We start from the raw sequence: 13,223 nt of genomic DNA, 5'->3' as shown, positions 1-13,223 counted from the left end.
ATGGCCGAACGCAGTTTCAAAGCCGAAGTCGAACACCTGCGCCTGGGGGAGGGCCAGACCTTCACCGGAGAGGGGATCCTCGCCATCACCAAGGCGCTTCTGGAATCGGGCGTGGGCTATGTCGGCGGTTATCAGGGCGCGCCGATTTCCCACCTGATGGACGTTCTGGCCGATGCCGAGGACCTGCTGGGCGAGCTTGGCATCCGCTACGAGGCCAATGCGAATGAGGCAGCGGCGGCGGCCATGCTGGCGGCCTCGGTCCATTACCCGATCCGGGGGGCGGTGACCTTCAAGGGCCCGGTGGGGGTCAACGTCGCCTCGGATGCCCTGGCGAACCTCTCCTCCTCGGGCGTGACCGGCGGGGCCATGGTCATCGTGGGCGAGGACTACGGCGAGGGCGCCTCGATCATGCAGGAACGCACCCATCCCTTCGCGATGAAGGCGCAGATGTGGCTTCTGGACCCGCGCCCCAACCTGCCCTCGATCGTGAAGATGGTGTCTGACGGCTTCGACCTGTCGGAGGCCAGCAACACCCCGGTGATGCTGATGGTCCGCATCCGGTCCTGCCATGTGACCGGCAGCTTCCAGACCCGCGACAACCGCAGGCCCACCTTGACCGTGGCCGAGGCCGTGGCCAATCCCCGCAGCGATTTCTCCCGCGTGGTCCTGCCGCCGATGTCCTTTGCCCATGAGCAGGACAAGGTGAAGAACCGCTGGCCCGCCGCTGAACGCTTCATCCTTTCGCGGGGGTTGAACGAGCACTTCGGGCCGAAGGATGCGCCCCTGGGCATCGTCGTCCAGGGCGGCATGTATAACGGCCTGATCCGGGCTTTGCAGCGCTTGGGGCTGGCCGATATCCACGGGCAGACCGATATCCCGATCTATGTCCTGAACGTCACTTACCCCCTGATCTCGTCGGAGTTCCTTAGCTTCTGCGAGGGCAAGGAGAACGTCCTGGTCGTCGAAGAAGGCCAGCCCGAGTTCATCGAGACCCAGCTTGGGAGCTACCTCTACCGGGCCGGGAGCAGCGTGAAGCTCCACGGCAAGGGCCTCTTCCCCATGGCCGGCGAATATACCGGCGGCGTCATGCTGGACGCGGTCGAGGGCTTCATCCGCCAGGCCGCCCCGGGGATGCTGCCCGCCGCCATCCGCGCGCCGAACCAGGACCGGGTGCAGATCCCCGACCTGTCGAAAACCGTCCCGATCCGTCCGCCGGGTTTCTGCACCGGCTGCCCGGAGCGCCCGATCTTCGCCGCCATGAAGCTGGTCGAAAAAGAGCTCGGCAAGCACCAGATCGCCGCCGACATCGGCTGCCACCTCTTTGCCGCCCTTCCGCCCTTCGAGATCGGGGGCGCGACCATGGGCTATGGTCTCGGCCCCGCCGCGAACGGCGCCTTCGACGGCGGCGGCAAGAAGCGGCCCGTGGCGATCATCGGGGACGGGGGGTTCTGGCACAACGGCTTGAGTTCCTCCTTCACCAACATGGCCTTCAACAAATCGGATGGCGTCGCCATCATCGTCGACAACTACTATTCGGCGGCGACGGGGGGACAGGACATCATGTCCTCGCGCGCAAGCAACCCCTCCAAAGCCACCAAGAACCCGATATCGAAAGCGCTGAAAGGCATCGGCATCGACTGGGTCCGCCAGATCGACCGCACCTATGACGTGGCCAAGATGCGCGACACGATCCGCGAGGCGCTGACCACCGATGTGAAGGGCCCCAAGGTCATCGTCGCCTCATCCGAATGCATGCTGAACAAGCAGCGCCGCGAAAAGCCGCTGCAAGCCGCAGCGATCAAAGAGGGCCGCCGCATCGAGGCCCCGCGCTTCGGCGTCGATGAGGATATCTGCACCGGCGACCACGCCTGTATCCGGCTTTCCGGCTGCCCCTCCCTCTCGGTGAAACGGCTGGACGACCCGCTGCGCGACGACCCCGTCGCCTCCATCGACCAAAGCTGCGTCGGCTGCGGCAATTGCGGAGAGGTCGCGGATGCCGCCGTCCTCTGCCCCTCGTTCTACCGCGCCGATGTGGTCCACAACCCAACCGCCACCGAATCCCGCTGGGCCGCTTTCCGCGCCCGCGTCATCTCCTGGCTGCAATCCCGCCGCGCGGCGAAAAGCCTGACCTTCGAGGGCATCGCATGACGATCCACAATCCGCCGCAGATCATCAAGCTGGCGATCCTCGCCGTTGGCGGGCAAGGCGGCGGCGTCCTGACCTCCTGGATCGAGGACCTCGCCCGCGCCAATGGCTATTACGCCCAGGCGACCTCGGTGGCAGGCGTGGCCCAACGCACCGGAGCCACGGTCTATTACATCGAGATGGCCCCGGCCACCGGCTTCCCCCCGGTCTTCTCGCTGGCCCCCGGGGCGGGCGATGTCGATATCATGATCACCGCCGAGATGATGGAGGCGGGCCGTTCCATCCTCCGCGGCTTCGTCACGCCGGACCGCACGACCCTGATCACCTCGACCCACCGCGCCCTGGCGGTGTCGGAAAAGATGACCCCGGGCGACGGGATCGCCAGTTCCGAAGAGGTCATGACCGCCGCCGAAATCGCCGCCCGCCGCTTCATCGCCGCCGATTTCGACGCCTTGGCGATCAAGAATGGCTCGGTGATTTCGGCGGCCTTGTTCGGCGCGCTGGCAGGCTCCGGCGCGCTGCCCTTCCCCCGTGAGGCCTTCGAGGCCGCGATCAAGGCTGGCGGCAAGGGGGTCGAGGGCTCGCTGCGGGCCTTTGGCGCGGCTTTCGATGCGGCGGGGCAAAGCGCCCCAATGGTCGAGAAGCCCGTCAAGCGGCTGAAAGTCTCCGGCCCCGCAAGGCTTTTGGCCGAGTGGCAGGCGCTGACGGCGCGCGTCGCCGCCCTGCCTGAGCCGGTCGCCGAACTGGCGCTGCCCGGCTTGCGCAAGGTGGTCGATTTCCAGGACCTGAAATACGGCGCGGAATATCTCGACCGGCTGGGAAAGGTCCTGGCCCAGGACCGCGCGCCCTTTGCTCTGTCTCGCGAGGCGGCCAAGTATATCGCCAATGCCATGGCCTATGACGACATCATCCGCGTGGCTGACCTCAAGACCCGCGCCCAGCGTTTCGCCCGCATCCAGAAAGAGATGCGGCTGAAAGAGACCCAGGTCCTGCAACTGACCGAGTTCTTCCACCCCCGCGCCGAAGAGATCATCGGCCTGATGCCCGCGGGCCTTGGTGCCCGGATGGATGTGCCGAAATGGCACGACCGCCTCAACCGCTGGTTCAACAAGGGCCGCCGCCTGCGCACCGACAGCCTCCCTGCCTTCCTGGTGCTGCACACGCTCGGAGGCGCCAAGTCCTGGCGTCGCCGCACCCTGCGGCACCAACAGGAACAGGCGCATCTGGAGGCTTGGCTCGCGACCGCTCTGGCCCAGCCCTATGACCTGGCCGTGGAGCTCATCAAGTGCCGGAGGCTCATAAAGGGCTATTCCGACACCCATGCGCGCGGCCATTCCAAGTTCGACCGCGTGGTCGCCGCGAGCCTGAAGATCGCCACCCGGGACGACGCCGCCGACTGGTGCCGCCGTCTGCGCGAAGCGGCGCTGAAGGACGAAGAGGGCAAGGCCCTGGCCGGCGCCATCCAGACCATCGAGAGCTTCGCATGAGAAAGGGGGCCGCTTGGGCCCCCTTTCCTTATACCGTCGCTGGGCGCAGCCGCGCCTGAGGTTCCAGCCTTCGCTGCAGGTCCTTGGCCACGCGGGCATAGCTGCCGGGCTTCACCGGCATCTGCCACTCCATGAAGCGCTGAAACCCGCCGATCCCCAGCCCCATATCCTCCAGAAGCTCATCGACCTGGTGCATGGAGAAGGGGATGATGTTCGTCCCCCGCGCATGCTTGCCCTCGGTCCGCTCCGCCATCCAGGCCAGGCGCTTGTCGGTGGCGGCCAGCTGCGCAGCCTCGGAGGGCAGGTTCAGCGCCCCCGCCATGTGGGCCACGATCCACAGGGCCCCCATCTCGGCCGAAAGCGGCGAGAAGAACGACGAGTTATAGCCGTTGAAGGCCAGGTTCCTGACCCCGGTCGGCAGGATGCAGCGGTAAAGCCGGAAATTGCCCTTGGCATCCATGATCCGGTCTTGGGTGTCTTGGTCGAGGAAGGGCACCTCCTGCCGCCAGCCCGTGCCACAGATGACGATATCGGCGGGGATCTTCTCGCCGGTCTTCAGGATCGCGAACCGCCGCCCGCCCTCGACCAGAAGCTGGTCGATCGCGGTGTCGCGCTTGATGGCGATGCGGCCCTTTTCCACCAGCCCAAAGAAGCCATCCGTCACCAGCGAGACCGTGGACCGCGCAATCCGCTCGAACGACCCCCTCGGCAAGGCACCCAGCTTCTTCAGCTTCAACTGCTTGGTGATGACGCCCTGCACCGAACCCAGCATGGAGTTCCTGACCGGCCGCCCCGCGCCATGCAGGAATTTCTCGGTGCCCTTCAGCGTGATATAGGGGAACAGAGCCTCGCCCATCCGCGTGAGGAAGAGGTATTTGTAGTTCAAGACCCCGGCCAGCTTCTTGGGCATCTTCCAGATCAGCTCGCGCGCCACCACGGTCATGGAGGCCGCCGTCCCTTCCAGCCCCACCGCCACGTCGCAAGACGACTTGCCATAGCCGATGACGACCACATGCTTGCCCTTGGCGTCGTTCAGGTTCAGGAACTCCGACGAATGGCAGATCGTGCCGCCCGCCGCCTTGAAGGCCTCTGCGCCGGGGAAATCGGGGACGGCGGGGGCCGAGAAGATGCCGTTGCAGATGGTCAGGAAGTCAAAGGTCTCCGACCCTTGGGCCGTCGTCACCGTCCAGCGCCCATCCTCGCCCTGGGTGGCCGCCTCCACCTTGGTGTTCAGGCGCAGAAGCGGCATCAGGTTGAAGGTCTTGGCATAGCTTTCCAGATAGGCCTGAACCTGCTGGCCGCTCGGCCATTCCGGGTAGTCCTTCGGCATCGGGAAGTCCGACAGGTGATAGGTGTCCTTGCCGTTCTGCGTCGACACGCCGGGGTAAAGCCTTGTCTTCGACCAGACCCCGCCCACGTCGGGGGCCTTCTCGAAGACCGTCACCTGGTGGCCGAAGTCGCGGAAATGGCGGGCGGAGGTGAGGCCGGCGAAGCCCGCTCCGATGATGGCGATTTTCATGTGGACCTCACATCAGCAGGGGGATGGCGGGTTTGGCTTGCTCGGGCCCCATGGCGGCATAACCGCCATCGACGGGCAGATCGGCGCCGGTGATGAAGCTGGCCTCGTCTGAGCAGAGGAAGAGGACGGCGGCGGCGACCTCCTCGGGGTTGGCGACACGGCCCAGCATGTGGAAGGGCGCGGCCACGGCATCGGTCTTGGCACGGTTGCCGCCCGTCAGCTGGTCCATGATATTGCTCCAGGTCCAGCCTGGGCTTACGGCATTCACCCGGATGCCCTTGGGCGCGAGGTCCATCGCCTGGTTGCGCGTCAGCTGCAGGATGGCCGCCTTCGACACGGGGTAAAGCCAGCGCCCGGTTTGCGCGACCTTGGCCGAAATCGAACCGAAATTCACGATGGCGCCCTTATTCCGCGCCAGCTCCTCCTCCGCCGCCTGCATCAGCATGACGCTGCCCACGAGGTTGACGTTCAGGCTCTCCAGCCACTCGGCCCGGGTCGAACCCGCGCCGTTGTCGAGGTAAGAGCACGCCACGTTGACCAGGAAGTCGATCCGGCCGAAACGCTCCTTCGTCGCCTTCACCAGGGCCGCGATCTGGGCGTCGTCGCGCAGGTCGCAGGCCATGAACGCTGCCCCCTCGACCGCGCTTTCCACGATATCGGCCACCATGACCTTGGCCCCCGCCGCGACAAAGGCCTCGACCACCGCCCGCCCGATCTTGGTCGAGCCCCCCGGCACGATGGCCACCTTTCCCTCTATCCCACGCATCCCTGTCTCCTTCTTTTGAGTTTGAAGGAACTGTGACGCCGTCTTGTGCGCGAGCTATCCGGGAGGCGCGCGCCCTATCCGAAAAACGAAAAAAACCGCCGGGGCCTGGGTCGATTGGTCGCAGGCCGTGTTACTCTGACGGCGAAAGGAGCCGTCATGCGTCTCTTGCAGGATCACGCGCTGTTCCAGACCCGCGACCTCGACGAGGCGCGTGAGCGGGTTGCGGCCGTCTTCTGCCCGCATCGGCTGGAGGCCGATGGCGCGCTGGATGCCTGCCACCACCACCTGCCGGGCCATGACCTGTCCTTGAACTACATCGAATACGGCGCCCGCACGCTGATCGCACCCGGAGAGTTGGGGCGGTTCTACCTCTTGCAAGTGCCGCTTTCGGGCGGGGCCGAGATCGTGAACGGCGCAGCCCGCTATGTCTCGACGCCTGGCCAGGCCGCCATCCTGAACCCGCATCTGCCGACCCGCATGACCTGGGAGGCGGGCACGCGGCAAGTGCTGGTCCAGGTCTCGCGCGCGGCGATGGAGGCGCAGTTGGCGGCGCTTTTGGGGCCGTCAGAGCGGCCCCTGACCTTTGACGGGCCCTTGGACCTGACAAAGGGGCCGGGGGCGGCCCTGCGGCGGCTGATCCTGTGGCTGGTGGCCGAGACCGATGCGGGAAGCCCGCCGATCGGGCGCGGGCTGATGGCGCGGCAGATCGAAAGCACGATCCTCGCGGGGCTCTTGGAGGCGCCGCATGACCGCCAATCCGCCCTTTCCCGCCAACGCGCCGCCCCCCGCCCGCGCCATCTGCGCCTGGCCGAGGGCTTCATCGAGGCGCATCTGGATCAGCCGATCACGCTGGAAGAGGTCGCCCAGGCGGCGGGAATATCTCCGCGCGGGTTGCAGATGGTCTTCCGCCAGCACCGTGGGACGACGCCCTTGGGCTTTTGGCGCGACCAGAGGCTGGCGCGGGCCCATGCCGACCTTTTGCAGGCGCCGCCCGGAACAAGGGTTACCGATGTGGCCCTGCGCTGGGGCTTCACCCATTTCGGGCGGTTCTCCGAAGTCTACCGCGCGCGCTATGGCCTGAGCCCGCGCGACACGCTTCAGGCAAGGATCGGCGCGGGCATGTAGCGGGTCTTCAGGTGAAGCGGAGCGCGGGCCTCCAGCGCGGCCAAGGTGGCGCGGATGGCGTCGCGGCCATGACGTTCCAGCGCGGCAAAGGGGCCTCGCGGGAAGTTCAGGCCCAGGGTCATCGCCGTGTCGATATCCCCCGCCGTCACCCCGCCCTCGGACAGCACCCAAGCGGCCTCGTTGACCAGCGTCGCCTCGATCCGCAGGGCGATGGCATCGGCATCCGGGGGGGCGGCGGCAGGCGACGAGATGAAACCGCTCCCGGTCTTGCGGCCAAGCTTGCCGCTGGCGACCTGGGCGCGCAGGGCCTGGAAGACGTGATAACGCGGGTGCTGGCCCATGGCCGCCGAAAGCCCCTCGGTGGCGGCGAGGTTGATATCCGCGCCGATCAGGTCGATCAGGGCAAAGGGGCCAAGCTTGTAGCCATGGGCCATCATGGCAGCGTCGATCTCGGGCGCAGAGCGGCCCTCTTCGACCAGGGCCAGGGCCTCGCCGTAATAGGGCCGGGCGCAGCGGTTGACGATGAAGCCCGGACGGTCGGCGCAGGAGATGACCACCTTGCCCGCAGCCTCGGTCAGGGCGCGGGCCTGGGCCAAGGCTTCGGGAGAGGTGCCTGGATGGGCGATCAGCTCCACCAGCTTCATCACCGGCGCGGGGTTGAAGAAGTGCAGGCCCAGGACCTGCCCGGGCCGCGTCAGCCCCTGCGCAATCGCGCCGACCGACAGAGAGGAAGTGTTGGTCGCCAGAACCGCGTTAGCCGCAAGCAAGGGCTCCAAAGTCGCAAAGACCGCCTGTTTGACGGCCAGCCTTTCGGCCACCGCCTCGATCACCAGGTCGGCAGGGGCGAGGTCTTCCAGGCTGTCCACCACGGTCAGGCGGGAAAGCGTGGCCTCCATGGCCTCGGCAGTCATCGCGCCCTTGGCCACACGAGGCTCCAGCGCCGCCCGCAGGCGAGAGGGGGCCGAGGCCCGGGCCTCGGGGCTTTGATCGGTGGCGCGCACACTCGCGCCGCTTTGCGCGAAGACCTGGGCGATCCCCAGCCCCATGGCGCCAAGTCCGATGACTGCGATCATTGCCCTTTGAACTCCGGTTTGCGTTTCTCGCGGAAGGCCACGATCCCCTCGGCCTTGTCTTCGCTGTCCAAAAGAGCCTCGAATCCCTCGCGCTCGAGGTCCAGCGCGAGGCCCCGTTCCGCCACCAGGGCCCGCTTGGCCGCCATCAGCGCCAGGGGGGCGCGCCGTGCGAGCCGCGCCGCGAGGTCGCCCGCAAAGGCCAGGGCGTCCTCGGCGCGGTAAGCCGCGATGCCCCAGGCCAAGGCGGTCTCGGCATCGATGATCTCTCCGGTCAGGACCATCCGCGTCGCCCGCGCCCGCCCGGCCAGAGCCATCAACCGCTGCCCGCCCCCCGCCCCGGGGATCAGCCCCAGGTTGGTCTCGGGCAACCCCAGCCGCGCGGAAGGCCCCAGGACCATCAGATCTGCCATCAAGGCCAGCTCGAAGCCGCCCCCCAGGGCAAAGCCCTCGACCGCCGCGATCAGCGGTTTCGGAAAGGCCCTGATCGCCGCCCAATGCGCCTTTCGGGGGTCCGTGGCGCCCTCGGCCGAGCCCTTGTCCGCGATCTCCCCGATATCCGCCCCGGCCGCGAAGTTCCCCTCCGCGCCCGCCAGCACCACCGCCCGGCAGGCCGGGTCCATGGCCAGCCGCCCCAACTCCCCCGCCACCGCCGCCAAGAGCGCGGTGTTCAGGGCGTTTTTCTGCGCCGGGCGGTTCAAGGTCAGCGCCGTCCAGCCGTCATGTTTTGTGATGATCAGGTCCATGGTCCGATCATCCCCCATCCGCAAAATTTTTCAAGTCTGAAATTTCAAGCTTGAAATTGTTTTGCGGGGGTGAGAGCCTGACCCCAATCGAAGGAGAGCGGCTCATGAAGATTCTTTGCCTCGGCGGCGGTCCTGCCGGACTTTACTTTGCCATCTCGATGAAGCTGCGCGATCCGGCGCATGAGGTGACGGTGCTGGAGCGCAACCGGGCCAATGACACTTTCGGCTGGGGCGTGGTGCTGTCCGATGACGCGCTGAGCCGGATGACGAAAAACGACCCGGTCTCGGCCCAGGCGATCCGCGACCACTTCGCCTATTGGGACGATATCGCGGTGGTGCATGACGGGGTGCGCACGGTCTCGGGCGGGCATGGCTTTGCCGGGATCGGGCGCAAGCAGATGCTGATCCTGTTGCAGGCCCGCGCGCGGGAACTCGGCGTCGATATGCGCTTCGAGACCGAGTTCAAATCGGCCGAGGACTATCGCCGCGACTATGATCTTGTGGTGGCGACCGACGGCATCAACTCCGCCGTGCGCCGCGAATATGCGGACGTCTTCCAGCCCGATATCGACCTGCGCAAGTGCAAGTTCGTCTGGCTGGGGACGCATGCCAAGTTCGACGACGCCTTCACCTTCATCTTCGAGAAGACCGAACATGGCTGGGTCTGGGCCCATGTCTACCAGTTCGACGCCAATACCGCGACTTTCATCGTCGAATGCCTGCCCGACACTTGGGACGCCTGGGGCTTCGAGGCCATGTCCAAGGAGGAAACCGTCGAGACCTGCCGCAAGATCTTCGCCGCGCATCTCGGCGGGCATGAGCTGATGTCCAACGCGGCCCATCTGCGCGGATCGGCGGTCTGGATGCAGTTCCCCCGCGTGATCTGCGGCCAGTGGTATCACGAGAACGTCGTCCTGATGGGGGATGCGGCGGCGACCGGTCATTTCTCGATCGGCTCGGGGTCCAGGCTGGCCTTCGACTCCGCGATTGCCCTGGCCGAATACCTGCATTCCGAACCCAATATGCAGGCGGCCTTCGAGCGCTACCAGGCCGAGCGCCGGGTCGAGGTTCTGCGCCTGCAGAGCGCCGCCCGCAATTCGCTGGAGTGGTTCGAGGAGGTCGAGCGTTACCTCGACCTCCCCCCCCAGCAATTCGCCTATTCCCTGCTGACGCGCAGCCAGCGCATCGGGCATGAGAACCTGCGCCTGCGCGATCCGAAATGGCTCGCCCAGACGGAGGATTGGTTCCAGGAACAGGCGGGCGGCCAGCCCGGGCAAAAGCCCATGTTCGCCCCCTTCCGCCTGCGGGACATGGCCTTGAAGAACCGCATCGTGGTCTCGCCCATGGCGCAGTACATGGCGGTGGATGGCACGCCGGGCGACTGGCACCTGGTCCACTATGCCGAGCGCGCCAAGGGCGGCGCCGGGCTCGTCTATACCGAGATGACCTGTGTGTCGGCCCAGGGCCGCATCACCCCCGGCTGCCCGGGGCTCTATACCCCCAAGCACGAGGCCGGTTGGAAGCGCATCGTCGATTTCATCCATGCCGAGACCGATGCCAAGATCTGCTGCCAGATCGGGCATGCGGGCCGCAAGGGCTCGACCCAGGTGGGCTGGGAGGAGGGCGACGCGCCTTTGCCGCGGGGCAACTGGCCGCTGATCTCCGCCTCGGCGATCCCCTGGGGGCCTGCGAACCAGGTCCCGAAAGAGATGGACCGCGCCGATATGGACAAAGTGGTGATCCAGTTCACCAAGGCCACCGAGATGGCGCGGACCTGCGGCTTTGACATGATCGAGCTGCATGCCGCCCATGGCTACCTGATCAGCAGCTTCATCTCGCCGGTCTCGAACCAGCGGACGGACGAATACGGCGGGTCCCTGGAAAACCGCATGCGCTTCCCCTTGGAGGTCTTTGCGGCCATGCGCGCCGAATGGCCGGGGGCCAAGCCCATGTCGGTGCGCATCAGCGCCCATGACTGGGTCGAGGGTGGCGTGACCCCTTCCGAGGCGGTGGAGATCGCCCGTCTCTTCGCCGCCGCTGGCGCCGATATCATCGACGTCTCGGCGGGCCAGACCACGACAGAGGCGCGTCCGATCTATGGCCGGATGTTCCAGACCCCCTTCTCGGATCGCATCCGCAACGAGGCGGGGCTGGCGACCATGGCGGTCGGCAATATCACCGAGGCCGAGCAGGTGAACCAGATCCTCCTGGCCGGACGCGCCGACCTTGTGTGCCTCGCCCGTCCGCATCTGACCGACCCCTATTGGACCCTTCACGCGGGCCTTGCGGTCGGCCAAGATGCCGGTTGGCCGCTGCCCTATCTCGCGGGCCGCGACCAGGCGCGGCGGCTGATGCAAAAACAGGTCGAGGCGATAAGGGTATGATTGGCAAGCGGGTTCTTGTGACGGGTGGCGGCTCGGGCGCAGGGGCCGACCTCGCCCTGGGCTTCGCGGCCCAGGGGGCGGAGGTCGTGATCTGCGGCCGCAGGCTCTCGGCGCTGGAGGGCGTTGCTGCGCAGCATCCCGCGATCCGCGCCCTGGCCTGCGATGTGACGGATGAGGCCTCGGTCCAGGCGCTGTTCGCGCAAGCTGGCCGCTGCGATGTGGTGATCGCCAATGCGGGCCAGGCGGATTCGGCGCCCCTGTCGCGCACGACGCTGGAGCAATGGAACGCCATGCTCTCCGTCAACCTGACCGGCGTCTTCCTGACCTTTCGCGAGGGCCTCAGGCAATTCGACGGCTGGGGGCGTTTGATCGCGATTTGCTCCACCGCCGGGCTCAAGGGCTACGCCAAGGTCGCGCCCTATGCGGCGGCGAAGCACGGGGTGATGGGGCTGGTGCGCTCGCTCGCGCTGGAGGTGGCGAGGACCCCGGTCACCGTCAATGCAATCTGCCCGGGGTTCCTGGATACCGACATGACCGCCCATTCGATCAAGGTCATCATGGAAAAGACCGGGCGCAGCGAGGCCGAGGCCCGCGCCGCCCTGGAGGGCCTCTCCCCCCAGAACCGGCTTTACCGCCCCGACGAGGTGACCTCGGCGGCGCTTTACCTGTGTCAGGCCGATGGGGTGAATGGGGTGGGACTTCCGATCGCGGGGGGCGAAGTATGAGCGATCCCCTCTCGAAGCGCCGGTTGAAGATGTGGATCAGGCTCCTGGGCGTGACAAGGGCAGCGGAGGGTGAACTGCGCGAATTCCTGCGGGTGAAACATGCGACCACCCTGCCGCGCTTTGACGTCATGGCCGCGCTTTACCGCAAGCGCGAGGGGGTGACGATGTCGGAGCTTTCCCGCATGCTTTTGGTGTCCAACGGCAATGCGACGACGGTGGTGGACCGGCTGGAGGCTGATGGCCTGGTGCGCCGCACGCCCTCCGAGACCGACCGACGGACGGTCTTCGTGGCGCTGACGCCCGAGGGCTTCGCGCAGTTCGAGGGGCTGGCGGCGGAGCATGAGGCGGAAGTGGCGCGGGTCTTTGCTGGCCTCTCGGAGGCCGATCTGGACGCGATGACGGATATCTTGAAACGGGTGGGGTCGTGATGGAAATGGCAGGACTGAAACCGCAGCATTTCCTGTGGGAGATGAAGGGAAGGGTCGCGGTGATCCGCCTGAACCGGCCGGAACGCAAGAACCCCCTGACCTTCGAAAGCTACGCCGAGTTGCGCGACACCTTCCGCAACCTGGTCTATGCGACGGATGTCGATGTGGTGGTCCTGGCCTCGAACGGCGGGAATTTCTGCTCGGGCGGGGATGTGCATGACATCATCGGGCCGCTGGTCGGCATGGAGATGAAGGAGCTTCTGGCCTTTACCCGGATGACCGGGGATCTCGTCAAGGCGATGATCGGCTGTGGCAAGCCCATCGTGGCCTCGGTCGAGGGGATTTGCGTGGGGGCGGGGGCGATCATGGCCATGGCGTCGGACCTGCGGGTGGCGGCACCTTCGGCCAAATGCGCCTTCCTGTTTACCCGTGTGGGGCTCGCGGGCTGCGACATGGGGGCCTGCGCCATGCTGCCCAGGATCGTGGGCCAGGGGCGGGCGGCGGAGCTTCTGTATACCGGCCGGGTGATGCGGGCCGAAGAGGGCGAAAGATGGGGCTTCTGGAACTCGGTCACCGAGGATGCCGAGGCCGCGGCCTTGGCGCTGGCCGCTCAACTGGCCTCCGGCCCGGTCTTTGCCCATGGCATCACCAAGACCCAGTTGAACCAGGAATGGAACATGGGGCTGGAACAGGCCATCGAGGCCGAGGCCCAGGCCCAGGCGATCTGCATGCAGACCAAGGATTTCGAGCGGGCCTATCACGCCTTTGTCGCCAAGGAGACTCCGGTTTTCGCGGGCGACTGAGCTGCCCGGGGGTTTCACACCCCCG

The 13,223-nt window shown here is 66.6% G+C and carries 11 protein-coding genes; 7 read left to right on the top strand and 4 right to left on the bottom strand.

Translation table 11 applies throughout. From position 1 onward, the window contains the following. On the top strand, window positions 1-2,148 hold the full coding sequence (locus GV832_RS02170) for a thiamine pyrophosphate-dependent enzyme (protein ID WP_168773186.1): 2,148 nt from the start codon (window positions 1-3) through the stop codon (window positions 2,146-2,148). Beyond that, a complete protein-coding gene (locus tag GV832_RS02165; RefSeq protein ID WP_168773185.1) occupies window positions 2,145-3,632 on the top strand; it encodes an indolepyruvate oxidoreductase subunit beta family protein in 1,488 nt (495 codons plus the stop codon). The genes GV832_RS02170 and GV832_RS02165 overlap by 4 nt, the downstream gene beginning before the upstream one ends. Before the next feature lie 28 nt (window positions 3,633-3,660). On the opposite strand, the gene GV832_RS02160 is transcribed toward GV832_RS02165, so the two are convergent. Continuing rightward, window positions 3,661-5,151 (bottom strand): flavin-containing monooxygenase, encoded by a 1,491-nt coding sequence (locus GV832_RS02160; protein WP_168773184.1) that lies wholly within the window; start codon window positions 5,149-5,151, stop codon window positions 3,661-3,663. 7 nt (window positions 5,152-5,158) lie between these two features. Continuing rightward, complete coding sequence (locus GV832_RS02155) at window positions 5,159-5,917, bottom strand: SDR family oxidoreductase (RefSeq protein ID WP_168773183.1); 759 nt, start codon at window positions 5,915-5,917, stop codon at window positions 5,159-5,161. A 156-nt stretch (window positions 5,918-6,073) separates the two neighbouring features. On the opposite strand from GV832_RS02155, the gene GV832_RS02150 reads away from it, so the two are divergent. After that, the gene (locus tag GV832_RS02150) at window positions 6,074-7,042 is read left to right on the top strand and encodes an AraC family transcriptional regulator (protein WP_168773182.1); all 969 of its coding nucleotides are present in this window, start codon (window positions 6,074-6,076) and stop codon (window positions 7,040-7,042) included. Here GV832_RS02150 and GV832_RS02145 read toward each other — a convergent pair. Both GV832_RS02145 and GV832_RS02140 read right to left on the bottom strand, forming a co-directional pair. Then, a complete protein-coding gene (locus tag GV832_RS02145) occupies window positions 7,015-8,115 on the bottom strand; it encodes a 3-hydroxyacyl-CoA dehydrogenase (RefSeq protein ID WP_168773181.1) in 1,101 nt (366 codons plus the stop codon). The two genes, GV832_RS02150 and GV832_RS02145, sit on opposite strands and share 28 nt — an antisense overlap. Beyond that, on the bottom strand, window positions 8,112-8,858 hold the full coding sequence (locus GV832_RS02140) for an enoyl-CoA hydratase-related protein (protein WP_168773180.1): 747 nt from the start codon (window positions 8,856-8,858) through the stop codon (window positions 8,112-8,114). Before GV832_RS02140 ends, GV832_RS02145 begins: the two co-directional genes overlap by 4 nt. 104 nt (window positions 8,859-8,962) lie before the next feature. On the opposite strand from GV832_RS02140, the gene GV832_RS02135 reads away from it, so the two are divergent. The 4 genes from GV832_RS02135 to GV832_RS02120 are packed head-to-tail and all read left to right on the top strand — an operon-like array spanning window position 8,963 to window position 13,198. Then, a complete protein-coding gene (locus GV832_RS02135) occupies window positions 8,963-11,242 on the top strand; it encodes a bifunctional salicylyl-CoA 5-hydroxylase/oxidoreductase (protein ID WP_168773179.1) in 2,280 nt (759 codons plus the stop codon). Then, window positions 11,239-11,967, top strand: coding sequence for an SDR family NAD(P)-dependent oxidoreductase (locus tag GV832_RS02130; RefSeq protein WP_168773178.1), 729 nt, complete (start codon window positions 11,239-11,241; stop codon window positions 11,965-11,967). Before GV832_RS02135 ends, GV832_RS02130 begins: the two co-directional genes overlap by 4 nt. Continuing rightward, window positions 11,964-12,395 carry a MarR family winged helix-turn-helix transcriptional regulator gene (locus tag GV832_RS02125; protein ID WP_168773177.1) on the top strand — a complete coding sequence of 144 codons (432 nt, stop codon included), beginning with the start codon at window positions 11,964-11,966 and terminating at the stop codon, window positions 12,393-12,395. The genes GV832_RS02130 and GV832_RS02125 overlap by 4 nt, the downstream gene beginning before the upstream one ends. Before the next feature lie 5 nt (window positions 12,396-12,400). Beyond that, a complete protein-coding gene (locus tag GV832_RS02120) occupies window positions 12,401-13,198 on the top strand; it encodes an enoyl-CoA hydratase family protein (protein ID WP_227754201.1) in 798 nt (265 codons plus the stop codon). Window positions 13,199-13,223: the final 25 nt, after the last annotated feature.

Source organism: Stagnihabitans tardus (assembly GCF_009925085.1).
In the GTDB taxonomy this organism is placed as follows: Bacteria; Pseudomonadota; Alphaproteobacteria; order Rhodobacterales; family Rhodobacteraceae; genus Stagnihabitans; species Stagnihabitans tardus.
This window is presented reverse-complemented; position numbering and strand designations above follow the sequence as displayed.

Bases quoted from the DNA above. Each gene is read 5' to 3' on its own strand.
- GV832_RS02125 (WP_168773177.1), top strand. From the start codon at position 11,964: ATGAGCGATCCCCTCTCGAAGCGCCGGTTGAAGATGTGGATCAGGCTC.
- GV832_RS02140 (WP_168773180.1), bottom strand. From the start codon at position 8,858: ATGGACCTGATCATCACAAAACATGACGGCTGGACGGCGCTGACCTTG.
- GV832_RS02150 (WP_168773182.1), top strand. From the start codon at position 6,074: ATGCGTCTCTTGCAGGATCACGCGCTGTTCCAGACCCGCGACCTCGAC.
- GV832_RS02170 (WP_168773186.1), top strand. From the start codon at position 1: ATGGCCGAACGCAGTTTCAAAGCCGAAGTCGAACACCTGCGCCTGGGG.
- GV832_RS02135 (WP_168773179.1), top strand. From the start codon at position 8,963: ATGAAGATTCTTTGCCTCGGCGGCGGTCCTGCCGGACTTTACTTTGCC.
- GV832_RS02155 (WP_168773183.1), bottom strand. From the start codon at position 5,917: ATGCGTGGGATAGAGGGAAAGGTGGCCATCGTGCCGGGGGGCTCGACC.
- GV832_RS02165 (WP_168773185.1), top strand. From the start codon at position 2,145: ATGACGATCCACAATCCGCCGCAGATCATCAAGCTGGCGATCCTCGCC.
- GV832_RS02120 (WP_227754201.1), top strand. From the start codon at position 12,401: ATGGCAGGACTGAAACCGCAGCATTTCCTGTGGGAGATGAAGGGAAGG.
- GV832_RS02145 (WP_168773181.1), bottom strand. From the start codon at position 8,115: ATGATCGCAGTCATCGGACTTGGCGCCATGGGGCTGGGGATCGCCCAG.
- GV832_RS02160 (WP_168773184.1), bottom strand. From the start codon at position 5,151: ATGAAAATCGCCATCATCGGAGCGGGCTTCGCCGGCCTCACCTCCGCC.
- GV832_RS02130 (WP_168773178.1), top strand. From the start codon at position 11,239: ATGATTGGCAAGCGGGTTCTTGTGACGGGTGGCGGCTCGGGCGCAGGG.